The 25,355-nt window shown below is 46.7% G+C and carries 26 protein-coding genes; 6 read left to right on the top strand and 20 right to left on the bottom strand.

Going from position 1 to position 25,355, the window contains the following annotated elements:
* Positions 1 to 267 precede the first annotated feature (267 nt).
* From B5F87_RS16205 to brnQ, 3 genes are all read left to right on the top strand, one after another.
* The gene (locus B5F87_RS16205) at positions 268 to 1,989 is read left to right on the top strand and encodes an ABC transporter ATP-binding protein (protein WP_087282903.1); all 1,722 of its coding nucleotides are present in this window, start codon (positions 268 to 270) and stop codon (positions 1,987 to 1,989) included.
* Positions 1,990 to 2,160: 171 nt separating this feature from the next.
* Complete coding sequence (locus B5F87_RS16200) at positions 2,161 to 3,516, top strand: NCS2 family permease (RefSeq protein WP_087282901.1); 1,356 nt, start codon at positions 2,161 to 2,163, stop codon at positions 3,514 to 3,516.
* Positions 3,517 to 3,526: 10 nt separating this feature from the next.
* Positions 3,527 to 4,879 (top strand): branched-chain amino acid transport system II carrier protein, encoded by a 1,353-nt coding sequence (brnQ, locus tag B5F87_RS16195; protein WP_087282899.1) that lies wholly within the window; start codon positions 3,527 to 3,529, stop codon positions 4,877 to 4,879.
* Positions 4,880 to 4,918: 39 nt separating this feature from the next.
* On the opposite strand, the gene B5F87_RS16190 is transcribed toward brnQ, so the two are convergent.
* Both B5F87_RS16190 and B5F87_RS16185 read right to left on the bottom strand, forming a co-directional pair.
* Positions 4,919 to 5,836 (bottom strand): DMT family transporter, encoded by a 918-nt coding sequence (locus B5F87_RS16190; RefSeq protein WP_087282961.1) that lies wholly within the window; start codon positions 5,834 to 5,836, stop codon positions 4,919 to 4,921.
* 142 nt (positions 5,837 to 5,978) lie between these two features.
* Positions 5,979 to 6,971 carry a class D beta-lactamase gene (locus B5F87_RS16185; protein ID WP_171900626.1) on the bottom strand — a complete coding sequence of 331 codons (993 nt, stop codon included), beginning with the start codon at positions 6,969 to 6,971 and terminating at the stop codon, positions 5,979 to 5,981.
* Between the two features lie 302 nt (positions 6,972 to 7,273).
* Between B5F87_RS16185 and B5F87_RS16180 the strand changes: the two genes are divergently transcribed.
* The gene (locus B5F87_RS16180; protein ID WP_087282897.1) at positions 7,274 to 9,289 is read left to right on the top strand and encodes a right-handed parallel beta-helix repeat-containing protein; all 2,016 of its coding nucleotides are present in this window, start codon (positions 7,274 to 7,276) and stop codon (positions 9,287 to 9,289) included.
* 72 nt (positions 9,290 to 9,361) lie between these two features.
* On the opposite strand, the gene B5F87_RS16175 is transcribed toward B5F87_RS16180, so the two are convergent.
* The 12 genes from B5F87_RS16175 to B5F87_RS16120 form a co-directional block, all read right to left on the bottom strand.
* Positions 9,362 to 9,727, bottom strand: a complete 366-nt coding sequence (locus B5F87_RS16175; RefSeq protein WP_087282895.1) for a PIN domain-containing protein — start codon at positions 9,725 to 9,727, stop codon at positions 9,362 to 9,364.
* A complete protein-coding gene (locus tag B5F87_RS16170) occupies positions 9,711 to 9,983 on the bottom strand; it encodes a type II toxin-antitoxin system RelB/DinJ family antitoxin (RefSeq protein WP_087282893.1) in 273 nt (90 codons plus the stop codon). The genes B5F87_RS16175 and B5F87_RS16170 overlap by 17 nt, the downstream gene beginning before the upstream one ends.
* 147 nt (positions 9,984 to 10,130) lie before the next feature.
* Positions 10,131 to 12,689, bottom strand: a complete 2,559-nt coding sequence (locus B5F87_RS16165) for an excinuclease ABC subunit A (protein ID WP_087282891.1) — start codon at positions 12,687 to 12,689, stop codon at positions 10,131 to 10,133.
* A 38-nt stretch (positions 12,690 to 12,727) separates the two neighbouring features.
* On the bottom strand, positions 12,728 to 13,504 hold the full coding sequence (locus B5F87_RS16160; RefSeq protein ID WP_087282889.1) for an arginase family protein: 777 nt from the start codon (positions 13,502 to 13,504) through the stop codon (positions 12,728 to 12,730).
* A 196-nt stretch (positions 13,505 to 13,700) separates the two neighbouring features.
* A complete protein-coding gene (locus B5F87_RS16155; protein WP_087282887.1) occupies positions 13,701 to 14,129 on the bottom strand; it encodes a hypothetical protein in 429 nt (142 codons plus the stop codon).
* A gap of 31 nt (positions 14,130 to 14,160) precedes the next feature.
* The gene (locus B5F87_RS16150; protein WP_087282885.1) at positions 14,161 to 14,631 is read right to left on the bottom strand and encodes a hypothetical protein; all 471 of its coding nucleotides are present in this window, start codon (positions 14,629 to 14,631) and stop codon (positions 14,161 to 14,163) included.
* Between the two features lie 243 nt (positions 14,632 to 14,874).
* Entirely contained in the window at positions 14,875 to 15,300 is a 426-nt protein-coding gene (locus tag B5F87_RS16145; RefSeq protein ID WP_087282883.1) for a hypothetical protein, read from the bottom strand.
* Positions 15,301 to 15,400: 100 nt separating this feature from the next.
* Positions 15,401 to 16,099 (bottom strand): DUF4367 domain-containing protein, encoded by a 699-nt coding sequence (locus tag B5F87_RS16140; RefSeq protein ID WP_087282881.1) that lies wholly within the window; start codon positions 16,097 to 16,099, stop codon positions 15,401 to 15,403.
* Positions 16,096 to 16,668, bottom strand: coding sequence for a sigma-70 family RNA polymerase sigma factor (locus tag B5F87_RS16135; protein WP_087282879.1), 573 nt, complete (start codon positions 16,666 to 16,668; stop codon positions 16,096 to 16,098). Before B5F87_RS16135 ends, B5F87_RS16140 begins: the two co-directional genes overlap by 4 nt.
* A 169-nt stretch (positions 16,669 to 16,837) precedes the next feature.
* Positions 16,838 to 17,794 carry a serine hydrolase gene (locus B5F87_RS16130; RefSeq protein WP_242964521.1) on the bottom strand — a complete coding sequence of 319 codons (957 nt, stop codon included), beginning with the start codon at positions 17,792 to 17,794 and terminating at the stop codon, positions 16,838 to 16,840.
* A 162-nt stretch (positions 17,795 to 17,956) separates the two neighbouring features.
* The gene (locus B5F87_RS16125; protein ID WP_087282877.1) at positions 17,957 to 18,511 is read right to left on the bottom strand and encodes a chromate transporter; all 555 of its coding nucleotides are present in this window, start codon (positions 18,509 to 18,511) and stop codon (positions 17,957 to 17,959) included.
* Positions 18,508 to 19,113, bottom strand: a complete 606-nt coding sequence (locus tag B5F87_RS16120; RefSeq protein ID WP_087282875.1) for a chromate transporter — start codon at positions 19,111 to 19,113, stop codon at positions 18,508 to 18,510. The genes B5F87_RS16125 and B5F87_RS16120 overlap by 4 nt, the downstream gene beginning before the upstream one ends.
* A 139-nt stretch (positions 19,114 to 19,252) precedes the next feature.
* Here B5F87_RS16120 and B5F87_RS16115 point away from each other — a divergent pair, with 139 nt between their 5' ends.
* Positions 19,253 to 20,134, top strand: coding sequence for a LysR family transcriptional regulator (locus B5F87_RS16115; protein WP_087282873.1), 882 nt, complete (start codon positions 19,253 to 19,255; stop codon positions 20,132 to 20,134).
* Positions 20,135 to 20,225: 91 nt separating this feature from the next.
* On the opposite strand, the gene B5F87_RS16110 is transcribed toward B5F87_RS16115, so the two are convergent.
* The 6 genes from B5F87_RS16110 to B5F87_RS21055 all read right to left on the bottom strand — a co-directional run bounded on the left by B5F87_RS16110 (position 20,226) and on the right by B5F87_RS21055 (position 24,077).
* Positions 20,226 to 20,582, bottom strand: coding sequence for a molecular chaperone Hsp90 (locus B5F87_RS16110; RefSeq protein WP_087282954.1), 357 nt, complete (start codon positions 20,580 to 20,582; stop codon positions 20,226 to 20,228).
* A gap of 96 nt (positions 20,583 to 20,678) precedes the next feature.
* Positions 20,679 to 20,924: a DUF2007 domain-containing protein gene (locus B5F87_RS16105; protein ID WP_087282871.1), complete on the bottom strand. Its 246-nt coding sequence runs from the start codon at positions 20,922 to 20,924 to the stop codon at positions 20,679 to 20,681.
* 100 nt (positions 20,925 to 21,024) lie between these two features.
* Positions 21,025 to 21,936: an HAD family hydrolase gene (locus B5F87_RS16100; protein WP_087282869.1), complete on the bottom strand. Its 912-nt coding sequence runs from the start codon at positions 21,934 to 21,936 to the stop codon at positions 21,025 to 21,027.
* 137 nt (positions 21,937 to 22,073) lie between these two features.
* Positions 22,074 to 22,736: an alpha/beta hydrolase-fold protein gene (locus B5F87_RS16095; RefSeq protein ID WP_087282867.1), complete on the bottom strand. Its 663-nt coding sequence runs from the start codon at positions 22,734 to 22,736 to the stop codon at positions 22,074 to 22,076.
* A gap of 89 nt (positions 22,737 to 22,825) precedes the next feature.
* A complete protein-coding gene (locus B5F87_RS16090; protein WP_087282865.1) occupies positions 22,826 to 23,845 on the bottom strand; it encodes a P1 family peptidase in 1,020 nt (339 codons plus the stop codon).
* Between the two features lie 61 nt (positions 23,846 to 23,906).
* Complete coding sequence (locus B5F87_RS21055; RefSeq protein WP_158097072.1) at positions 23,907 to 24,077, bottom strand: hypothetical protein; 171 nt, start codon at positions 24,075 to 24,077, stop codon at positions 23,907 to 23,909.
* A gap of 261 nt (positions 24,078 to 24,338) precedes the next feature.
* Here B5F87_RS21055 and B5F87_RS16085 point away from each other — a divergent pair, with 261 nt between their 5' ends.
* Positions 24,339 to 24,623 carry a restriction endonuclease gene (locus tag B5F87_RS16085; protein WP_087282862.1) on the top strand — a complete coding sequence of 95 codons (285 nt, stop codon included), beginning with the start codon at positions 24,339 to 24,341 and terminating at the stop codon, positions 24,621 to 24,623.
* Positions 24,624 to 25,355 lie beyond the last annotated feature (732 nt).

The raw sequence follows: 25,355 nt of genomic DNA, 5'->3' as shown, positions 1-25,355 counted from the left end.
TATACGCATAATCACAAATAATTTCAACAGCCGTATTTTAAAAATTCTCGTTACTGGTCACTGCGTGAACAATAACAAATTCCCTCCTCCTGCCGGGAGCCTCCCCTTTTTCCTTCTTGCCAAGGCGAACCGGCTTATGCTAAGATTGTCGTGGCCTGCTGCCCGGGGCGGCAGCAGCGGCCGAATATCGTCAGCGAACGCTGAAGGGAAAATTATGACGGGCTTTCGCGCAGGCGCAGCCCGGGAAAAATACACAGGAGGTTTATGATGCAGACCATAAAGAAGTTTATCCATTATTATGGCCCGTACAAGGCGGTCTTTTTTCTTGATCTTTTGTGCGCGGCCTTTATCAGTCTGGCGGATCTGGCTTACCCGCAGATTCTTCGGACAGCGACCAACACTTTGTTTACCAGAGACAGCGCAGTGATTCTCCGGGCGCTTCCGCTGATTGCCCTGGGGCTCTTTGCTATGTATCTGGTGCAAAGTCTTTGTAAGTATTATGTGAGTTACCAGGGGCATATGATGGGCGCTCATATGGAGCGGGACATGCGCCAGCAGCTTTTTGACCATTATGAGAAGCTTTCTTTCTCTTATTACAGCCAGAATAATTCCGGTCAGATGATGAGCAAACTGGTGTCGGATTTGTTTGATATTGCGGAGTTTGCGCACCATGGGCCGGAGAATCTTTTTATCTCGCTGGTGAAGATCATCGGTTCCTTTATTTTCCTGTTTCTCATCAACTGGCGTTTGGCGCTGCCGCTGGTTTTTCTTGTTTTCTGTATGTTTGTGTTTTCCTTCCGCCAGAACCGTCGGATGCAGGAAACATTTATGGAAAACCGGAGGAAGATTGGAGATGTGAACGCCAGCCTGCAGGATACGCTGGCGGGCATCCGGGTGGTGCAGTCTTTTGCCAATGAGGACATCGAGCGGGAGAAATTCAAGAAGAGCAACCATGCATTTCTTCTTTCCAAACGGGATAATTATAACTGTATGGGAAGTTTCATGGGCTGGAACCTGTTTTTTCAGGGTATGATGTATCTGGTGACCCTCGTTTACGGAGGCTATCTCATCGCCAGGGGGCTGATGGCTCCGGCGGATCTTGCCATGTATGCCCTATATATCGGTATCTTCATTAATCCGATCCAGATTCTGGTGGAACTGATCGAGACCATGCAAAAAGGTATGTCGGGATTCCGCCGTTTTCTGGATGTGATGGAAACGGAGCCGGAGATCACGGACGCGCCGGATGCACACGAGCTGGAAAATGTACAGGGACACGTTTGTTACGAGGACGTTTCCTTCCATTATAGTGATGATAATACGCCGGTGCTCTCTCATGTCTCTTTTGAGATTCCGGCCGGAAAGTCCATCGCCCTTGTGGGGCCGTCCGGCAGCGGCAAGACGACCATCTGCTCTCTTCTTCCCCGTTTTTATGATGTGACGGGCGGAAGGATCACCATAGACGGCCAGGATGTGCGCACGCTGACCCTGAAAAGTCTGCGCAGTCAGATCGGTATGGTGCAGCAGGATGTGTATCTGTTCTGCGGTACCATCAAAGAAAATATCGCGTACGGCAAACCGGGCGCTTCCATGGAGGAAATTATTGCGGCGGCGAAGCGCGCCAACATTCATGACTTTATTGAAGAGCTGCCGGATGGGTATGATACGTATGTGGGCGAGCGGGGCACCCGTCTGTCCGGAGGACAGAAACAGAGGATTTCCATCGCCCGGGTATTCCTGAAGAATCCGCCGGTGCTGATTCTTGACGAGGCTACCAGCGCGCTGGATAATGAGAGCGAACGCTGGATTCAGCAAAGTCTTGAGGAACTGTCCAGGGACAGAACCACCATTACCATCGCTCACCGTCTGTCTACCATCCGCAACGCGGACGAAATCATCGTGATTACCGAGGACGGCATCGCCGAGCGGGGCACCCATGAGAGTCTTCTGGAGCAGGGTGGCATCTACGCTCATTATTACAATATGTAGAATAAAAGATAAAATATGGCACTGTTCGCTAAAAAATCGCTGGCAGACACAAAAAAACTACCCTTGAATATTTCATGGGACTTATCTTATAATGGAACGGCACAGATGCCGGGGTATCGTTCTTCGGATATCTGAAAATGTAACTTATGTGCAAAAGAAAGAGAGGACACTATGGAAAAATTTTTTAAGTTGAAGGAAAATGGCACCACATTTTCCACTGAGGTTATGGCAGGTCTTACCACCTTCTTTACCATGGCTTATATCATCGCGGTCAATCCGAGCGTATTGAGCCAGTCAGGCATGGAATGGGGCGCTGTATTTCTGGCAACGATCATCGCGTCGATCATCGGTACGCTGGTGATGGGACTTTTTGCCAATGTACCGTATGCACAGGCTCCGGGTATGGGTCTCAATGCATTTTTCGTGTACACCGTTTGTTTCGGTCTGGGCTTTACCTGGCAGCAGGCGCTGTCCATGGTATTTATCTGCGGTATCTTTAATATCATCATCACAGTGACTAAAGTCCGCAAGTTTATTATCAAGGCCATCCCAAACAGCCTGCAGAACGCCATCGGCGGCGGTATCGGCGTGTTTGTGGCATATATCGGCCTTTTAAATGTAGGCATTATCAGTTTTGATTCCGGAGTTCCGGCCATTGCCACTCTGAATCAGCCTGTTTTCTGGCTGTTCCTGATCGGTCTTGTTCTGACCATCGTACTTCTTGTGTGCAATGTAAAGGGAGCTATTCTGATCGGTATCGTGGTGACGACCCTGATCGGTATCCCTATGGGCGTTACGACAGCCAGTGATTCCGTGAGCTTCTCGGAGGCATGCGCTGCTCTTCCATCCACCTTCGGAGCAATTTTTACGTCAGAAGGACTTCCATCCCTGTTCAATGATGTTTCCAAGTTTCCGCTGGTACTGGTAACTATTTTTGCCTTCAGTATCTCCGATACCTTTGATACCCTTGGAACCTTTATCGGAACCGGACGCAGAAGCGGTATTTTCAGTGAGGAAGATGAAAAAGCCATGGATTCCAGTTCAGGATTTAAGTCAAAAATGGACAAGGCTCTCTTTGCAGATGCCATTGCTACCTCCATCGGCTCTATCTTCGGAACATCCAACACCACTACTTTCGTGGAAAGTGCTTCCGGTATCGGCGCCGGCGGACGTACCGGTCTGACCAGCGTTGTCGTAGCTATCTGCTTTGCTATCAGCGCCTTCCTGGCAACCTTCGTGAGCGCCATCCCATCCGCAGCCACCGCTCCGGCTCTGGTTGTTGTCGGCATTATGATGACCTCCGCCTTTAAGGAGATCCAGTGGGAAGACTTTTCCGAGGCGGTTCCTGCATTCTTTGCCGGACTGTTCATGGCGCTTTGCTACAGTATTTCTTACGGTATTGCCTTTGGCTTTATCTCCTACTGTATCGTAAAAATCTGCAAGAAAGAAGCAAATACCATCCATCCGATTCTCTGGGTGGCAACGGTTCTGTTTATCTTAAACTTCGTGCTTCTGGCAATCATTTAGGAATTATGTCATGGAAAAATTGTCTTACAGGAAAATAATCACAGTGGCCAGCATGCTGTTCGGCATGTTTTTCGGAGCGGGGAATCTGATTTTCCCTGCCTCCATGGGCCAGCTTGCCGGACGGAATATGTGGCAGGCGTCGGCGGGATTCCTGATCACCGGAGTCGGTTTGCCGCTTCTTGGCGTGGCCGCTCTGGGCATCAGCCGCGAAAACGGCCTGCTGGGGCTTGCCAGCCGGGTCGGAAAGAAGTACGGACTCTTTTTTACCTGTGCGCTTTATCTGACCATCGGCCCGTTTTTTGCCATCCCGAGATGTGCCACTGTTTCCTACACGGTGGGAATCGAGCGCATTCTGCCGGGAACGGGACAGTCTCTGGGACTGGCGGTATTTTCTCTGCTCTTCTTTGGAGCCGTTCTTTTCTTTTCCCTTCGTCCGGGAGAGATCCTCACATGGATCGGCAAGGTATTAAATCCGCTGTTTCTGGTTTTTCTTGCCATATTAATCCTACGGGCGCTGACGGCTCCCATGGGAGAAATCTCTGCCGTTGATCCGCAGGGCGCGTATCTGACAGGAGCCTTCGCTACGGGACTTCTGGAAGGATATAATACGATGGATGCGCTGGCGGGACTTGCCTTCGGCATCATTGTGGTGGATGTGATCCGCAGTCTCGGCGTCACGGAACCGGGTGCTGTGGCCAAAAATACGGTGCGGGCAGGTATTTTCAGCTCTCTTCTGATGGCAGTGATTTATGTTCTTGTCACTGTGGTGGGAGCTCAGAGCCGTGGGATGTTTGCGGCCGCCGCCAATGGCGGGGAGGCTCTCGCGCAGATCGCGCAGCATTATTTTGGAAGCGCCGGCGCTCTTATTCTGGCAGTCACTGTCACAATCGCCTGCCTGAAAACAGCAGTGGGCTTAATTACCAGCTGTGGGGAAACCTTTGTGAACATATTCCCAAATGGTCCTTCCTACCGGGTATGGGCCATCCTGTTCTGCCTGCTGTCCTTCCTCATCGCCAATCTGGGACTGGACGCCATCATCGCTTACTCCATGCCGGTGCTGATGTTTTTATATCCTCTGGCCATTGTACTGATTCTTCTGACTCTGTGCGGCAAAATGTTTCATAATAATCAGACGGTTCTTCAGTGGACCATTGGATTTACCACCGCAGCGGCGTTCTTTGATCTGCTTCGGGCGCTGCCGGAAGGTACGAAAGCTGTTCTTCATCTGAACGGAGTTGTGGAGTTTGCCGCCGACGTGCTGCCGCTGGCAGAGGCCGGGTTCGGATGGCTGATTCCGGCTGTGATTGGATTTATAGCGGGGCTTGCTGTATCCTCTGCCAGAAAGAAGAGACATTTCCAGTAACTGTACATTTGCTCATTTAAGGCGTGTACCCGGATATTCTTATGTTCCGGACACGCCTTTTCTATTTCTCCTGACAATAGAAGATCTGCGTTCTGAAAGAATCAGCCCACCCAGCGTCAGTGCGATGCCCGACGCGGTCATCCATGTAAGGGGCTCCTGCAGAATCAGCGCGGAGGCCGCTACCGTGATGACCGGGTCCAGATAAATATAAATACTCGTCGTTACGGCGCCCAGCACCTTCACCGCATAATTCCACGACACAAAGCAGAGCGCAGAAGCGCCCAGCCCCAGAAAAAGAATATTAAACAGATACACCGGATTGGCAAATCTTTCCGGTGCAAAACGAAAATCAAAAATAAAAAGGGCCGGAATCATAAAAAGGATACCGTAGAAAAAGGTTCGCCGCGTCGTCAGAATCGTATGATAACCAAAGCCGCTGATCTTTTTTGTGAAAATAGAATAGCAGGCCCAGAGAAAGGCGGCCAGCAATGCCAGCAGATCGCCAAGCGGATTCACATGCAGGGACGAGCCGTTAAAGCTGATGAGGGCGATTCCTGCCATGGCCGCCAGAAAACCTGCAAAAAAACCAGCGCCGAGCTTCTCCTCATTTTTTAAGAAAATGCGGGATAAGATGGCGGTAAAAAACGGCGCCACAGAAATAATAATCCCCACATTGGAAGCCATAGTATAGGTCAGCGCGATATTTTCCAACAGATAATAGAGACATACGCCGCACAGCCCTGCCGCCGCAAAGGTGAGTTCCTGTTTTAACGTGGTTTTCTTCATCCGGTGCGGATAAATGAGCGTCAATACCAGCAGTCCCATGACAAACCGGAAAAAGAGAATCTCCACCGGCTGAAAATCTGCCAGCATCACTTTTGTTGATATAAATGTCGTTCCCCAGATGAACGTAGTCAGCAGGGCACACAGATGACCGGCTTTTGTCTGTTGATTCATATTTTTTCTCTCCCGTCTCTCCATTCATTGTCTGAGGCCGACACGACTGCGGCAGCCTCATCTCAATGGATGGCATTATTTTGCAAAAATACTTTTACAAGTATAGCAAAAAAGGGAAACGGATTCAATGTTTTCGATAGTTTTACAATGAATGGTCGCAATAATCAGTCAGAATCTCCATGGCGATCTGCCGTGCATCCGTACTGGAAACGTCTTCTCCCTCATTTTCTCCCAGATACACGCAAAAATACACATTTCCTTCCGGCGTTTCTGCAAAGCCGGTGAACCAGGCGTCTGCGAGTACCCCATGCGCCTTCCCTGTTCCGGTTTTCCCGTATACCGTACAGTCTGCGATGTTCTGCTCTTCTGCCCGCATCACATTTTTCAGTTCTTCTATTGTATTCCCGGAATATATGGTATCATTTCCGAAAATGCGTTCCATCACTTCTGTCTGCTCTTTCGGTGAGATCTGCAGAGAAGATTCAATCCAGAAGCCAGTCAGCGCGCGGTTGTCATTGTTGGTATTCTGCCGTCCTTCCCAGTCGGAAATGTCACAATTGCCATAGGAAAGCGTATCAAGCGCTTCCTGCATCCTCTCTTTGCCAATCTCGTCAATGACTTCCCGGAAATACCAGACGCAGGAGGTTCGGAACGCCTCTTCAAAATCAATATCTTTGTTCCAGTCCTCATTCCAGAATTCTTCGCCGCTCCATGTACGAGTGGAATCTTCCGGTACGATCGTTCCATCTTCCAATGCTGTGAGGGAAGAGATGATTTTAAATGTGGAGCAGGGAGAACGCCTCGTGTTCGCCAACTCTTCATTATAAATCATATATTTATTGTTGGAAGGATCGTAAATGACTGCCGCTCCGTTCAGGCCGTCAAAATATGAAGACCAGTCCACGTCTTCTGTCTGCGGAACGGGCGCTTCCGTGTCGGATTCCGGCGATACTTTTTCTGCATCTTCAACCGGGACGCCGCTCATTCCTGTCCCTGTATTATTTTCCACTTCTGTCTGCTCATCACCATTCATTTGCTCCTTTCCCTCGCGGGACGTTTTCGTGCAGCCCGCCGATAAAACAGCACAAAGCAGCACCATACAGATACATAATAAAAAATTTTTCTTTTTCATCATTTCCTCTTTCCTGACGCATTTACTGCGTCAATGATGGTAGATTTGGAAGTTTACTTCCAAACTTTCCTCCATCTTACATTTGTAGCATTTATAGTTATGTCTATAATCTTACATAAGTAAGATTATAATGTCAAGAAATCCGGTACTTTTCTCTTTCTAAAAATGTACCTCTCATTACTGGTCACTGCGCGAACAGCAACTCCCTCTTTTCTTTTCTTGACGTTCTGCCCAAAATCCTTTACCATGAATGTAGAATGTGTACCAATGGTACCGATCACTATTTCTTACAGGAGGAGTTCTCTATGAGAATTTATGTTGACGCCAATGCCGGACGGGACGGCAACGGCACAAAAGAAATGCCTTTCAGACAGATTAATGACGCGGCGCAGATGGCTATGCCCGGGGATGAAGTCCTGGTGGCGCCCGGCGTTTACCGGGAATATGTGAATCCTCTTCACGCCGGAACGGAAGAAAACCGGATCATTTACCGGAGTACGGAGCCCCTGGGCGCTGTGATTACCGGTGCGGAGGAAATGAAGCAATGGCAGCCATATGAAGGAGATGTATGGGTCTGCCGGGTATCTAATTCCATTTTCGGAAAATATAACCCTTATACAACCTATGTCTACGGAGACTGGTATTTTGCCGGCCGGAACAAACATACCGGCGCAGTCTATCTCAACGATAAGATGTTGTACGAGGCAGACAGCCTGGAAGACTGTATTAAAGGCGAGGTGTACGAGTATTCCTGGGAGCCGGAAGCTTCTGTCTATAAATGGTATTCCGAGCAGGATACCGTCCGCAATGAAACTATCCTCTACGCAAACTTCCAGGGCAAAAATCCCAACGAAGAAAAGGTAGAGATCAACGTGCGCCGGGAGTGCTTCTTTCCGGAGAAAACTGGCGTAAACTATATCACGGTCAGCGGCTTTCGCATCGAGAAGGCAGCCACCACCTGGGCGCCGCCGGCAGCTTTCCAGGACGGCATGATCGGCCCGCACTGGTCCAAAGGCTGGATCATCGAGGACTGTGATATCAGCAACAGCAAATGTGCCGGCATCTCCCTGGGCAAATATCTGGATCCGGACAACGAGCATTATTTTACCAACAAGCATGTCAAAAGTCCGACTCAGATGGAGCGGGACGCTGTGTGCCGGGGCCAGTATCACGGATGGCTCAAAGAAAAAGTGGGCAGCCATATCATCCGCCGCTGCAACATCCACCACTGCGAGCAGGACGGTATCTGCGGACGGATGGGCGGAGTATTCTCCGTCATTGAAGACAACCACATCCATCATATCAACAACATGATGGAGCTTGGCGGAGCGGAAATCGCCGGCATCAAGATGCACGCCGCCATCGACGTCACCTTCCGCCGCAATTATATTCATCATTGCACCATGGGAATCTGGTGTGATTGGGAAGCTCAGGGCGTACGCATCACCCAGAACCTCTTCCATGACAATCAGCGCCCGCCTTATGCCAAACAGTTGAAGGGAAGCATGATGAGTCAGGACCTCTTTGTGGAAGTAAGCCACGGCCCGACCCTCATCGACAATAACATTCTGCTCTCCGACGCTTCTCTCCGGCTGGCCACCCAGGGCGTCGCCATGGTACATAACTTAATCTGCGGCTCCCTCACCGCCGTGGGCGCCGGCACAGACAGCGTGGTGGAAGGCGTAAACCGCGCCCGCTACACGCCGTACCACATGCCGCACCGCACGGAAGTCATGGGCTTTATGACCATCCTTCACGGAGACGACCGTTTCTATAACAATATCTTCGTCCAGAAATGGCCGGCAGAACCTTTCCTGATCATCCGGGACAGCGAGGAAGGCTGCGACGAAGAAAACCGCGAAGTGGGCACCCATGTACTGGACGAATATCCGACCTACGAAGAATGGATCCGGCATTTCGACATGGATACGGACACCCCGGATATGAAAAAACTGGAGCCGTTCCATTTCCACCATCTTCCGGTCTGGTCAGACGGCAACGCCTACTTTGGCGGCGCAAAAGCATGGAAGAACGAGCAAAATTATCTGCTCAACGCAGACCATGACATAAAAGTGGAGCTGATCTCCCGGGACGGTGCTCCACACCTGTCCACCAATCTTTACGATTACCTGAACGACTTTTCCGCGGAAATGATCCACAGCGACACTTTGGGGCTTGCCTTTGAGCCGGAACAGCGCTTTGAGAATCCGGACGGCACCGCCATCACCTTTGACCGGGATTATTTTGGCGGCCACCGGGGCCTTACGATTCTTCCTGGCCCGTTCGCCAGCCCGGAAGACGCCAAGAAGCCGTTGTGGTAGGGGGATTATAAATGTAACATATGCGCGCTTGGATAAAGAGAAAACTTTTATCCAGCGCGCATAACTGCTCTTTTAATTCATATCTAACATTTTATTCAGTTTTTTATCAAAGCTGATTACATTATCACCTAGTTTACGATGTCTCGCAATAAGAATGCAGTCCACAAAATCAAGAGATGTTTCCGCAAATAACTGCAAAGAAAAACGCATCACCTCTTTGTCTTTCATATGGATTTCTTCCAGAAAACCAATTAAAGTATCTGCAATTTCTATTCGGGAAATCCCATATACTCCTTTTAATACATACACAACTTCTGCAAGAACCTCAGGTACAGTAAATGCACCTCTTTCTATGATTTGTTTTGACTGTTCTGACATTTGGGGATGATCCGCCAGAAGATATCGCAATATGACATTTGCATCAATCAGACTCTTCATGTTTTTCAGCCATCGCTTTCTCAAAAGCTAATTTTTCCTGTTCCATTTTCAGATAATCTGCATATTTGGCAAGGCGGCCATAGGAACTGCTGCGATTTGCCGAAACAACAAAAGGCATGCCATTCTCAAGCACACTTTGTTTTGTAAAAATACGTACTGCTTCCGCCAGGGAAGTTCCCATCTCCCTGTAAAGCGCTTCTGCTTGTTCTTTTAATTCTGCATCCATCCGAACTTGTAATGTTGCTTCTTTTGCCATAGTATCGCCTCCTTTTGTAATACAATTGTATTACAAAAAGGGTGTGGTGTCAATTGAGATTGAAAATAAATGCTCATTTGCTTTTTCAAGATTGGAAAGTGAATGCATTCTTACGCAGAACTATTTTTTCTCTCTTTTTAACAACTTTTACAAAAATCTCCCGGTCACGCTCTCCGGCGTATTCTTTATCTCTTCCGGCGTTCCGGCGGCAACGATTCGCCCACCTTCCGTTCCGCCGCCCGGTCCCATGTCGATGATATAGTCGGCACTTCGGATCACATCCAGATCATGTTCAATGACAATGACTGTGGCGCCGTGCTCCATCAACGTCCGGAAAACGTGAAGCAGGGTCTGAACATCCAGGGGATGGAGCCCAATGGTCGGCTCGTCAAACACAAAGACAGAGGCCGTCTGTAATTTTCCCATCTCGCTGGTAAGCTTCAGACGCTGGGCTTCGCCGCCGGACAAGCCCGGCGTCTCTTCTCCCAGGGTGAGGTATCCCAGTCCCAGTTCTTTTAGGACCTCTAATCTCTGACAGACCGTTTTCATCTCTTTGCAGGCGGCAAGCGCCGTATTCACGTCCATAGACATCAGTTCCGGGAGAGAAAAAGACGTTTCTTTCATCTGTATGGACACAGCCATGGCTTTATCTGTCTGCCGGGATTCTGCCGCATTTTTCTTCTTCCGGCGAACCGCAGATTCTTCCACACGATATTTTATCTTATAGGCTTCCTTTGCGTAGCGGGACCCCCGGCATTCCGGACAAGGGATATCCACGTCAGGCAGAAACTGTACATCCAGGCTGATAACGCCTGTACCGTCGCACATCGGGCAGCGCAGCTTTCCCGTATTGTAGGAAAAATCGCCTGCTTTGTAGCTGGCCTGTTTCGCTTCCGGCAGCTTTGCAAATGTCTTGCGCAGCAGGTCGTGGACGTTGGCATAGGTCGCCACCGTGGAACGGACATTGATACCGATGGGCGCCGCGTCAATAAGTTTGACTTGCTCCACGCCCACAGCTTCGATACTTCGCACATGCTCCGGCAATTTTTCTTTTCGGTTCATCGCTTCCAGGGCCGGAACCAGACTTTCCAGAATCAGCGTCGTCTTTCCGGAACCGGATACACCCGTGACCACGGTCAGCTTGCCTTTTGGAATGGACACATTCAGGGGTTTTACCGTATGGATGGCATCGGTGGAAAGATTGATACACCCCGCATCAAATAGCTCTGTGCCGGACTGGTCCGCTGGAGAACCGGTGATGTATCCTTCTTTTAAAAACTGCCCGATCTTTGACTGTACATTTTCTGTGAGAGCGGCCGGGCTGCCTTCCGCTATGACTTGCCCGCCGTCGGCTCCTGCTCCCGGCCCCATCTCGATAATCCAATCGGCCTCCGACAGAATCTGCGTGTCATGATCCACCAGAATAATGGAGTTGCCGTCGGCAATGAGATCGTGCATCACTCCGGTAAGTCCCACGATGTTGGCCGGATGCAGACCGATGGACGGTTCGTCAAGAACATACAGGACGCCCGTCGTCCGGTTGCGGACAGCACGGGCCAGCTGCATCCGCTGACGTTCTCCCGTGGATAAGGTGGAGGCGGCACGGTCCAGGGTCAGATAACCAAGCCCCAGATCCAGCAGCCGTCTGGCCGCCGTATCAAAAGACTCGCAGATGCTTTCTGCCATGGGCCGCATTTCCTCCGGCAGGGAAGCCGGCACTCCTCTTACCCATTCCGCCACCTCCGACAGCGTCATCTGACAGACTTCGTCCAGGGACAGACCGCAAAGTTTTGGCGCACGGGCTTTCTCCGACAGCCTCGTTCCATGGCAGTCCGGGCATGGCGCCTGTTTCAAAAACTTCTCCACCCGCTTCATGCCCTTCTCATCTTTTACCTTTGCCAATGCATTTTCTACCGTGTACACAGCATTAAAATAGGTAAAATCCAGCTCCGTTCCCTGCTCTGCATTTTTCGGAACATAGAAAATGTGTTTCTTTTCGGCCGGGCCATTGTATACAATATTCTTCTCTTCCTCTGTCAGCTCCCGGAAAGGTACGTCCGTGCGGACGCCCATGGCCCGGCAGACGTCTGTCATAAGAGACCACATGAGCGTTTTCCATGGCGCTACGGCGCCCTCGTCAATGGTGAGTGACTCATCAGGCACTAATGTCGACCTGTCCACGGTCCACACGTTTCCTGTTCCGTCACATTTCGGGCAGGCTCCCTGGCTGTTGAACGCCAGTTCTTCTGCGGACGGCGCGTAAAAGGAAACTCCGCACACCGGGCAGGTCAGCGTTTTCTCCGCCGCCACCGCCAGAGTCGGCTCGTGATAGTGCCCGTTAGGACAACGGTGGCTGGCCAGCCTGGAAAACATCAGCCGCAGGCTGTTCAACAATTCTGTTCCCGTGCCAAATGTACTGCGGATACCGGGGATACCCGGCCGCTGGTGAAGAGCCAATGCCGCCGGCACATGGAGCACTTCGTCCACCTGCGCTTTCGCTGCCTGGGTCATTCGCCTTCTCGTGTAGGTGGACAGAGCGTCCAGATATCGTCTGGAACCCTCGGCGTAGAGCACCCCCAGCGCCAATGAAGACTTGCCGGAACCGGACACACCGGCAATGCCCACGATTTTATGCAGTGGAACATCCACATCAATATTTTTAAGATTATGTACTTTCGCTCCGCGAATGATTATCTTATCAATCATAATATTCTCCCTGTTATTTAGTAAAATAACGTCCTGTTTTACGAATCCGTATCAAAAATCTGAAACAGTCCCGACAAAAAAGAATACAATGCGTCATTGGTCATCATATTGATCTTCTCATCTTTTAAAAGCTCCTGCATGGGCTCCATGGGACTGCACTCGCCGCAGATATCTACACCGATCACATTTTGGTGTTCAAACACCTGGAGAAGCAGCTTCTCAAGAATTCTCAGAGACATGCTGCCCTGATTCCAGTTGGTCCGCGCGCCGTTTCTGTCCAGTACATCCTTATCAATGGAAATGTATACCGGAGGCTTCATCTGAATCTCAGACAGCTTTTGATCCACCATGTGTTCATCAATTTCCTCCATACTGATACACACCAGTTTCCCTTTGAATTCCGGCGGAATCTCCTCCATACTTTTTTGTTCCGGCCCCACAAGGATCAGCTGTCTCAGACTGGCGTGACTGCGCAGCAGCTCCGCCGCCCAGTTTCCACAGCTTAACATCCCCGGAAACAGCGATGGCTGCATATCACTGTGATGATCATAAAGAACAAGCGAAAACGGAAAAGAAATCTTTTCCGCAAAAAACTTCGTCGCATAATGATAATTTCCGTTATCCAGAAAATGAATCCCATGGGGACTGCAGGCAGCCAGACGCCGGCGGATCTCATTTTCCGCCTCTTTGGTACAATACATATTCGTGCCTTCAATATCACTTAAATCAATCCGTTTAAGCCCCCTGCCCCGTTCTTCATTATCTTCCGGATAAATGTGAGAAAAATCAAGAATAATATTCTGTGTAATCTTCAAACTTCAGTCCCTCCTTTATCCTTCATCTTTCCTTCTTTTATCTTACTATTTTCTCCGCCGGCAGACAAGGCGGAAATTTACCGCCAAAGCGACCGCCGGGTGTCCGCCCGTGCAGGCACGTCTGTCGCCCTCAGAACCTGTCGCGCAAAAAATATCCGGCATCCAAACCGGACGCCGGATAACCTTGTATGCACTGTCAATCAAAAAGCTTTTGCAAAAAAGATTTTGTTTGTCTCATCGTTCCAAGTTTTATGTAACGATTATTTGCACATATAACTGTTTTTTCAGGGTTCTTTGACAGATATAGCAGAGAAAAATAGTCATCACCGGTGATTATCACTGAATAAACATCATCTTCCTGCATGATCGGAGAAAATTTTCCTTGACTGCTGTATCCCGCAAATTGCGCTTCTTTCTTTATCAAATCAAATAAGATGTCCTTTTTCTCCTCATCCAATTCCAGTGAACGGCCATTGTCAGCATAATATTTCACCGTCACAACAGCTCTTTCGTTATCAGGAAAATGTAAAGCGTTCTTCCATAAAAGTTTCCCATACGAGTAATTCAGAACATATAGCACAAAAAGAATAATGACTATTATAAAAAATATTTTTTTCTTTTTCATAGCGATTCACCCAGCCCTTTCGATGAAGCCATTATGGCCACTCCACAACAGCATACTTCATCTCGCCGTCCTCTTCCCATTTGATTTCTATTTTTCCGGAATCTGGCCTATCACTCAAATCCAGAAACGAATAAGAACCTCTCGCCGGAAGAGAAGGCGCAATAAGATTAAAAAATATCAAATCAAAATTTTCATAATCGCCGGTATGGTCATCCCAAAAACCTTCATTCTCACACTCCATATATTCTTCATCTGACCAGCCATCAATGGTTCTTTTCACATAAATTTTTTCCGGAGCTTTTACTCCGTAGAAGTAAAGCCATCCATCCCAAAAGTGATGTGGATTATCCGGCAAAGCTTGATGACACATGACTTTCCATTGTCCGTTAGAACTCCATGCCCCGACATAATGGGTTGCCAGAAGAATCCTTGTAAGTACTATAAAAATTAGCAGGTACAGACAGCCTTTCCTGTGTTTTTTTATCCAAAGCTTCAGACGCATCTTGCTTCCCCCTTCCGTACATTTTATTGTTCTCTGCGCCTTTTGTACTAATATATTGTACCATTGTGTAGTACACGACACAATCTTTTTTTATCAGAATTCTTTTATGATATTTGCGTGATATGTGAAAAATCATCTTTTCATATCGGTATAAGTTCTCCCTTAAGAAATTCCTGTCATGGCCACTCCACACCTGTCATCCCAAGAACCATATTAAACAATAGAGAACTTTAAATATCTATTTCAGTTATTATCAGAAAGTAACGTATATATTTCATCAGAAATATCCTTATTGACTTTATAATATTTTCTGTTTATTACAAATTCTGAATTATTAATACTGAGAAAAATTGTATCATTATCGGTATTCATTTGAATCATATAATATCCCATTACCCCTTCATCATCAGTAGGTTTCAATTTTACAGATTGTAATAAACTAAAAACGTCCTCTATGGTATCACAATCTGTTATAATAGAGCTTTTTTCGTTTAGCGGGCATATGATTTCTTTAACATCCTTTTTTAAGTCTTCCGTAAATATCGTCTTTGCATTTATATATGAATCCCGTGGTTTTGTTTTCAGCCAAAATGCCAAGGTCAAAACGAACAATATAAATACAACAATCAAAAAAACCCCTATTAAAATACTTTTTCTCTTACATTTCATAAAAACACCCCTTTTCGTTATCATAGAATAAGCTAGTCCAATCTTTCAATAGAGTTTTAGATAATCTACAAAACAGGCGCCAAATGGTATTTACAATAATTTAATCCCCCTGTTCCAACACTCCAGACATAAATATAAATTCTTTGATTGTTTCCTCGGGTTGATTTGATGTAAATTCAAATAAGTATCCATTCTTCTCATAAAAAACTGTATTTCTTCTTCCATCTGAAATAGAATAAGCTTCCAGTCCATTCAAATCAATTTTTCGTTTATAACCTTCTTCTTCATCATAAGTTATTGATGTTGTAAATGTCGAAGCATCATTTTGCGTATAATATATAAAATCATCATTTCCTTTTTCAAAATCAATCACATAATAACCGAATTCTGCATTTTCCTCCTCATACACCACCTGATATTCCTCCGGCACTTCTTCCCATTTGTATGCCCGGAATTCTTCGTCGGTTGTTTCTTCCTCCGGGAAATCGGTCTGCTGTGATGAGTCTTCCTGCACGGAATCAATGGTGACATTATCAGTAAAAAATTGGAGGCGAAGCTGCCGGAGACCTTCCCGGATATCGTCGTTGGCGAGAACCGCCATAGACATAGCTACCAGAAGTATCATGACTGCCACAATATGCCAACGGCTCCTTATGTGTAAGAAGCCCCTATGCGGAGTTCTCCTCCTGCTTTCTCCAGTTGCCGCTTTCTCTTCCTTCCACGGCTGAGAAGAAGCTTCGATAAAGGTATCGTCAATCTGTCCCAGAATATCCAAAAATAAAAATTGATCGTTTTTCATTTCAGATATTTCTCCTTCCTCATAATTTTTTCCAGTTTTTTTCTTGTACGGAATAAATTTGCTTTGACGGCACTTTCGGAAAGGTTGTGTCGTTCTGCCAGTTCTGCCATGGAATCCATGTGCCAGTATCTCCGCAGGAAAATGTCTCTGTCCCTCTCTTTCAGAGTTTCTAAAAATCCATTCAAAAGCCTGACAAGCTCTTCTTCTGATTCTGTATGTTCCAGAGAATGGGCGGCCTGCTGGTTCAGGACCTCCACCTCTCTGAGAATATTATCCATGTTGGTCATATGCATATCCGGCCTTTTTGCCGCGTATTTTTTTCTGAGATTGCTTATGGCAAAGTTTCTTGTGATGCGTCCCAGAAAGCTTGAGAGTATGGACGGCCGTTTCGGCGGAATCGTGTTCCACGCCGCCAGCCAGGTGTCGTTGACACATTCTTCGGAATCCTCTCTGCTCATAAGTATTTTCCATGCGATGGCAAAGCAGTAGTTGGCATATTTGTTTTCGACTTCCGTCAGCGCGGTCTCGTCCCGCTGCCAGAATAACTCAATGATCTGCGCATCTTTCATTGTTTTTCTCCCTGTATGTGGTATCGCTGCGAATCCCTTCATATATAAAGACGTATTCTTTCATAGAAGGTTGCGTTTTTCTTATAACTTTACAAAATAAGCCATCCCGGCAAATGGGATGGCTGTATTTGTTCATTATAGCATTTTTATGAGGAAAAGGTACAAATAATCATACCTTCTTCCGAATCTGTCCGTATACATTTTCCGCATCTATCACGTGGTACGGTTCCGTGTAGTGGTTCCCGTCGGCTTTTGCGGTGACCAAAATGTATTCTCTGTCGTTAATTTCTGCCAGACTGGCAAGGCAGAGCCCGGCTTTTTCTGTGTAGCCTGTCTTGCCGCCCAGGATATCGTCATCGCTGATACCGGCATTATCCATGGCCTGAAACATGGTGTTATAAAATGTAAATCCTTCTGAATGGTATGCAGTGGGCGGGACGCTGTATCGTCTGGCGGTGAATACCTGACGAAATGTCTCATTTTCCAGGGCGTACCGCAGCAAAACAGCTATGTCCCTGACCGTGCTGTAATGCTTTTTGTCCTGCAGCCCTGTCGCGTTGGAAAAATGAGTATCGTTCATTCCCAGTTCTTCCGCCTTTTTATTCATCAGATCAACAAAGGCTCCCTCCGAACCTGCAATCTGTCTGGCGAATGTCAGACAACATTCTGCTCCCGACGGTAGCATGACACCGTATAACAGATCTTTCCAGGTGACCGTCTCTCCCGGCTGAAATCCCGCCAGAGAAGCATTTTCTTCATATAGAGAAGGAAAAATATCCGAGGGCAGCGTTGTTGTCTGCTCCATATCCTCCGTCTCCTCAATGGCTATGAGGGCGGTCATGATCTTCGTCAGCGAAGCCGGATACATCCGTTCGGCACTGTTTTGCTCTGCCAGCACATTTCCGGATTCCAGGTCTACAAGCACAGCATAAGGACTGTACAATGTGTTCAGGTCAATATTGCCCTCCGGAATCTCATCCGAACCGGAAAACATACTTTTCCCACTCCCCGTAAAAAATGATATTTCAGAAACAGAAGAAGAAATCCTCATTCCTGCGGCGATAATCATGACGGCAATCGCAGCGGCGCACAATTTTTTCCATTTTGATTTTCTAAGTTTTTTCATAAAAATATCCTGCCTTTCATTCGTATGAGAAAGGATATCTTCCGCAGCGCCAGACTCTCCGGCTGAAGCAGACCCGCATATCCCTTCTTATACTCTATAGAGCAGGGTTCAAAAAAACAGGTTCATCGACGGCAGACGCAGAATTTCAGGAGATTTACCCTCTTATAAAGAAAACAGAACCTTAACTGCGCCTGCCAGCAGCATCACCATCACGGGGCTGCATTTTGTTTTTCTGAGCAGTACAAAACAAAAAATGAAAATCAACACCATTTCCCATTGTATCCCGGCTAAGTTTATTTTCTGGCTATCGCGGAAAAACGCGGTCAGCAAAACAGACAGGCCTGCGGATGCGATCATGGCCACGACTGCCGGGCGCAGCGCAGTGAGAGCGCCGTTTAAAAGGCAGCCATTTCGATATCTCAGATAAAGACCTGCCAGAATGAAAATGATGATACAAGATGGAAGTACACAGCCTGCCGTGGCGGCCACAGCTCCGGGAATTCCAGCGATGCGGATTCCCACAAAGGTGGCAGAATTGACAGCGATGGGACCCGGGGTCATCTGAGATATGGTGATCAAATCTGTAAATTCAGGGGCAGTCATCCAATGATGAAGTGTGATCACCTGATTTTCAATGAGGGGAAGAGCAGCGTATCCCCCGCCAAAACTGAACAATCCAATCTGCAGAAAACTCAGGAAAAGCTGCATATATATCATAAACCCGCCCTCCTTTCATCCATCCTCGTCGGATGACCGTTTTTGTGGATTCCTTTATTTATGATTGTCTGGAAAATACCCAGAGCCAGACAGGCAAGAATCACATAAATGACGTTCACGCCGAAAAAGCTGGCAGCCGCAAAAGATACGCCCATAATTATGATGGAGGAAATGCGCTTTTCCTGCACAACTCCCACCGCCATATCATAAGTCACAGAAGCGATCACCGCGCCTACACCGGCCTGCATTCCTGTGAGCATCTGGTTGATGAGTACATTTTCCCGAAAGACATCATAAAATACTGAAATCAGAGAAAGTATGACAAATGGCGGCAGTATAGTAGCAACAACGGCAGTGACCACGCCGGCAGCGCCAGCTAATTTATATCCGACTACCACCGCTCCGTTGACTGCAATGGCTCCCGGCGCCGATTCCGCAATGGCAATAAGGTCGAGCATTTCTTTTTCTTCTATCCAGTGATACTGGTCCACAAATTTCTTTTTCATCAGCGTGACAATAACATAACCACCTCCAAAAGTGAAGACGCTTAAATAGAGAGTCGATATAAAAATCTGAAATAAAATTTTTCTTTTTTCTCCCATGGCAGTTTCCTCCTTCTGCCAAAAGTATACCGTCTCTTGACTCATAAGAAAAATAGTATTATTCTATAATAAACATAGTGTATTCGTTATATATTTAAAATATATTTTGTTTTTAAATAAGTGAGAAGGAAGGGATATTATGACTCTGCGCCACATGAAAATATTTGTAACTGTATTTCAACAAGGCAGCATCACCGGAGCCGCCAGAGAGCTGCATCTGGCGCAGCCTTCTGTGAGCCTCGCCATCAAAGAGCTGGAAAATTATTATGGTCTTCGCCTTTTCGAGCGCATCGGCCGACACATTTCCCCCACAGAAGGAAGTAAAGAATTCTATAATTATGCCATACACATCGTTTCGTTATTTCAGGAAATGGAAAAGAAAATGAAAAACTGGGACGCTGTCGGTTCCATCCGCATCGGTACCAGCATCACCATTGGCACTCATATTCTTCCCGCGCTGACCCGCCGGTTTCAAAGGAAATATCCGGAACTGCGTCTGGAAGCCTTCATAAGCAAGTCCTCCGATATCGAACAGCATCTCCTGAATAATTCCATTGATATCGGACTTATTGAGACCCAGCCGGAACATCCGGAACTGACTTTTACTCCTTTCATGGAAGATACTATGTGCGCCATCGTTCCATGTCATCATCCTCTGGCCGGGCAGGCTGAAATATCCCTTCCCCAACTGGCTGAATATCCCTTTCTGATGCGGGAACACGGCAGCGCCGGCAGAGAAATCCTTGACGCCGCCTTTGCTCTTAAGCAAATATCTGTTCGTCCGGTCTGGGAAAGTTCCAGCACCCAGGCCATTGTCCGCGGCGTATCAGAAGGCGTCGGCGTGGCCGTACTCCCCTATTTGCTTGTTGAGCGTGACATCGAAGAAGGACTTGTCGCAATGGTTTCTCTGACAGAACCGATTCGAAGAAATCTCAATATCATTTACCATAAAAGTAAATATCTTACGCCCAATATGCTGGCCTTTGTGGAAATGTGTACAAAATATGGCAGGGACAATTGATTTCCCTGCCGTATAAAATACATTATTATTTAAAAGAAACGTTCCACAAATGTTGTCACAATCATATGACACAATTGTCCGTCTCACTTGTTCAGATCAGCGCGTCTTTCTTGTCAAAAATCGCCTCAATAGCAGCACATGCCGGACAATCACAATATTTTCCGCCGGCAGTTTTAATCTCCTGCGCGTGGGCAGCCACTTCTTTTGCCTTCTCTTCTCCAAACACCTGTGCGCCGGCATCTGATGACGCAAAAGCGATGAGATTGTCAATCGGCATAATATCTTCTTCCAGCTCTGCCATCAGATTTTTTGTTTCTTCTGCCTCCTTCTCAGTACCCAAGGCATCCAGCCATCTCTGTCCTGCCTCTTTTGCTTCTGCACAGCAGGAAAAAGAATCCATCATCTCTTTTACTTTCTGAATCATAAAATCTTTTACATCCTGTTTCATGATATCCTTCCTTTCTTCCTGTATATTTTTCACGGAAAACATCTACGTATGATATTATCCTTTTCTGTCTATTCTGACAACCGGAACTATCCCTCTTTACTCCTCCTCCGGCAGCAGCCCTATACCCTCCAACACCCGGCGGGCCTTTTCCACATTGACGTCTGCCACATAAATCTCTTCTCCGAATCTGGAATTGCCGGTATACATGTTCAGAAAACCGGCGTTTCCCAGATCTTTTTTGTAAGCGGGAATATTATGTTCCTTCAAGGACGCCAGAATCATCTCAGCCTGCAGATTATCGACGGTGGTAAAAATCTTTACCGCTTCATGTTCTTTCATCATCAGCACCTCCCTAACACATTTTTTATATTATATCACAGATACAACCTCTGTACTGGTTCCGTCCATACTTTTCAGACCAGACACATTGCTGTACATTTTGTTAATCTTCCAGATGTCTCGGCACACCGGAAATAGAAGATGTCAGTTTCTCTTTTTCTGCGTTTCGCATTTTCTCGGCAAACTGTGTAATCTTATTCTCAATCCACATATAAGCGGTCGTTCCCTCACTATAATCCGCCTCTGCGTACATGTCGATACGGCCATCCCGGCGCATCTGTTCTACCTGCTGAAACGCATCCAGATCTCCTTTTGGATATACGGCAAAAGTGGCGCCGCCATTTTTATTGACCACAGAAAACGCAGGAATGTCGCTGGGACCGTCCGCTATGTATATCATGTTTTCAAACCGGACGCGACGAAGCTCCTCCGGAACTTTGGAATTCACATCAATCTCCGGGTGCTTAGGCACCCCTTTATTAATTTCAAAAATAGCTCTCGTCTTGGAAGTATTATCGATGGTGTAACCGATCTCACTGATAACAGGTCTTCCTTCCTTTTCCTTTTCAATCAATTCACAGCCCCAGATAGCATCCACGTACTCAGCCACCGGAGATCCGGCAATGATTTCCTTCATTCCGGTACTGACAATGTAATGTTCCACTCTGATATCATACTCCTGATAGGCGGGATTCCTGCGGATGATCTGCCTGGTTTTTTCAAAAATCTCCGGAATCCCGGGATAAAATGTCAGTTCAGAGCCAAACTTACGCAGCATTTCATTATTCAGTCCCTCAAAAATCCCTTCATTGGCATACTGAATGAAATGATTCAGATAAATGCTGTCCTTATTGACCCGAACGCCCTGCTCCTCCATGTATTTCTGGGGAAGGGCATGGACTTCCTTCCAGAACTGTCTGGAATCTACGCTATAATACTTAAAAATCGGATCCTGCATGTATCCGTCCACCAGGGTTTTATCAAAATCCCAGATGATCGCGATAATGTTCGCCATCGGCCACCCCTCCTGTCACATATTATTTATTTTCCCATGCTCTCATGAAAAAAGTATAGCACAAATCCCTGCTTCCGGCCACATTAACCCATCGTCGTTCGTGTCATCAACTATAACAACTGATTACAAAACAGCTCTTACTGCAATATCCAGGCAATTCCCTTTGCCATGCGATTAACGGCATCCTGAAAATGATTGCCGGGTTTTTCTTCATAAACCACAGGAATCCCCTGTTCTTTGTACCACCGGTGCAGCTCTTTTGTCTTCTCCTCCACCGTCTTCATGACAGGATTCTTCGTCTTTGCTTCTTTATTGCCCAGCGAAAAATACAGCCGCTCCGGTTTTCGGCAAAGCTTATGCCCCCTGACAAAGTCCAGAAAATCCGGATACCAGAAAGAACCGGATGCGCTGGCCGCGCGGGCAAACAGATCTGTCCGGTATAATGCGTAGACAGCAAAGAGCCCTCCCAGAGAATATCCCGCAAGCGCGATGTACTCTGGTTTTGCGGGAATCTTCGCAAGAATATCCGGCAAAATAATCCCGGTCAGTTCCTGCAGGTATGCATCTGCTTCACCGGCAAAATCCTCTCCTCTCCGCATCACAGCCTGCGCCGGCCACGGCGTCATCTCCCTGTTCCAGTCAATGTTTTCGATTGCCGCCAGTGAAAAATCCATGTCCGTCATGCTGACCGCGGCATCATAAACCTGTTTGCCCTCGTTTTGCACGGTATTTAAAATAACGAGAGGCGCAGTGGGCGATGTACTTTTAAATATTGTAATATCCTTTTGTGTCGTGGACATGAATGATTCCTCCAGTAATAAAATAAGAAACTTCTTTGCTGCCGTATTGTTTGTTGCCCTCTTCCCTACTGTATTAATAAGAAAAGACGCTATCTTTTATTTTCTCTGGCTTTTAACTCCCGATATGCCGGAAAACCGTAAGCGCTCTCCGCGCTGGTCACCGCCCGCATAATCGCTTCGCTCATCACTTCCGCAGCCAGAGTGCCGACGAGATCCTGGTCAGCCTTCACCTTTTCCGATACATTTCCTGCCGAGACGGCATAAATACTGTCCCCGTCGGCGCTGGTATGCACCGGGCGAATAGCGCGGGCGTAACCATCCTGCGCCATGCCCGCGATCTTGCAGAGAGAGGCTTTGCCAAAATCTCCATTAGTGATCACTACTCCGATGGTCGTATTGCCGGTAAACTTATTTTCAACCACCTCGGTGCTGGCGCACATCATCTCCACCGTATCCCGGAACGAACATTTATCCTCTGCCAGCAGCCCGGCAATCTTCCTGCCGCTTCTCCAGTCATAAATATCACCCAGCGCATTGACAGCCACGACAGCGCCCACCTGCAGACTTCCAATCTGCACCGCATAGCTGCCGATGCCGGATTTCATGCAATATTCCATCCCGGCAAATTTGCCCACTGTCGCGCCGCACCCGGCGCCGTAACAGCCGTCTCTGTAATTGCCCTTTTCCGCATTCACACAGGCCGCATAACCCATTGCCTTATCCGGCCGCACCGTCATGTCCCCGACAGTCAGATCAAATAAATCCGCCTGACAGACCAGCGGCACCTTTGTGACGCTCACGTCAAAACCAATCCCTCTCTCCTCCAGATACTGCATCACACCGCCAGCCGCATCAAGCCCAAAAGCGCTGCCACCGGCCAGCACAATCCCGTGAATCTCCTGCGCCGCCGCCAGCGGATTCATCAGCTCCGACTCTCTCGACGCAGGACCGCCGCCCCGCACATCAAGCCCGGCAGCCATACCCTTCTCCGCCAGAATAACCGTGCAGCCGGTGCCGGCCGATACATTTTCCGTCTGACCGATTTTGATGCCTTTGATATCCGTAATATTAATCTCGTGTTCCTTTAAAATGGATTCTGTTTTATTCATTAAGAAGACTTCCTTTCAAATTTAGTTCCAAACAATCGTTTATTTTCCTTATTCCATTTTTTTATAATTTTTTCTCAATTTCTTCTGGCCACACTGTGTCTGTTTTGATTGATCCATCTGATTTATCAATATCCATTTCATAGGCTGTTCCACTTTCATAGATTTCAACAACATATGCTGTTTCACCACTTTTTAAAAGTACTTTATTATACATTTCTATTTTCATACTCATAATTTTTACCCAAATGAAGAAAAACTCAATTTTTATATTGCTCTGTTAAAAGTAAATAGATCAATTTTTTTCATCATATACCATATTATGAGTAGAATCAAGAAAATAAGAACATTACTTTGTGGACACTAAACTTTAAAAAATGAAGCAATAGGAGAACAATATAGATTCGTTTTAAAAGTAATGAAAGAAAATCAATTAGAATATACATTGAAATCATTACCGGAAGTGATGAGACTATTGAAAAAGAAAATATAAGAAATGAAGTTATCCAAATTGCTTTTTAGAAGTGGCGACCATAGAATAGACATTCTTGCCAAAAAAGATGATATTACCTATGCCATACAATGTAAATGTTATTCCAAAGACATAAATAGCTCTGCTGTGCAACAAGCACATGCCGGAAAGTCAATTTATAAAAGAAACATAGCTGTCGTACTTACCAATAGAGGATTCACACCACAGGCAATAGAGGAAGCCAATGTTTTAGGAGTAAAATTATGGGGACGAAATAAACTACTTTCTTTGATTAACGGAGCAAACTAAGATAATATGATATCCAAACAAAGAAAAGTCTATTCGTTCATACGAGTATGACGTCTCCGCGCTTTGTTTTATAGCCTAGACTATTCATTTCTACTCCCACGCCCCGCGAGGATGGCAGGTGAGATACAGATGAGTAAACATTCCAGAAAAAAGAAAAACCCCGTCGATTGATTTGAAATAGCCCTTCAAATCATCGTCGGAGTTATATCTGGAGTAATAAGCGGCATTATCACATGGCTTATTACTAAAATAACCGGAGAGGAGCGAAAGCCCTTCTCTTAAAAGAAATATAGTACAAATACTCATCTGTGTAAACATAGAAAATGAAATAATCGTAGCTCTTATTGTTAAAGTGATAGAGAAATGGGAAACAATCAAAGTATATAACGAAGCGCCAAAATGGCATATATGAATTTCAACTGAGCAAACAAAAGAAAAAGCCCGATATCAATTATAAAGAGTTGGCGCTCTCAGCGATAACGGACTTAATCATCGGAATCATTTTGTTGATTCTTGATAGGCTATTTAATTAGCCGGGAAGGCCGAAAGCCCTTCCTTTACTCACAATATAGCATAATTGCTCATCTATGTAAAGCATGTTGTTTAAATTAGGCACGACAAACGCATGAATGTGTTTCCCAACTAAACCTATCGATTTTTAAAATTTTTACAAGTTCATAAGTTCATCCAGATATTTTTCCGGATTTGTTCCTATCGCATACCGTTTCTTTT

It is taken from the genome of Eubacterium sp. An3, from assembly GCF_002159465.1.
Taxonomy (GTDB): Bacteria; Bacillota; Clostridia; order Lachnospirales; family Lachnospiraceae; genus Anaerobutyricum; species Anaerobutyricum stercoris.
This window is presented reverse-complemented; position numbering and strand designations above follow the sequence as displayed.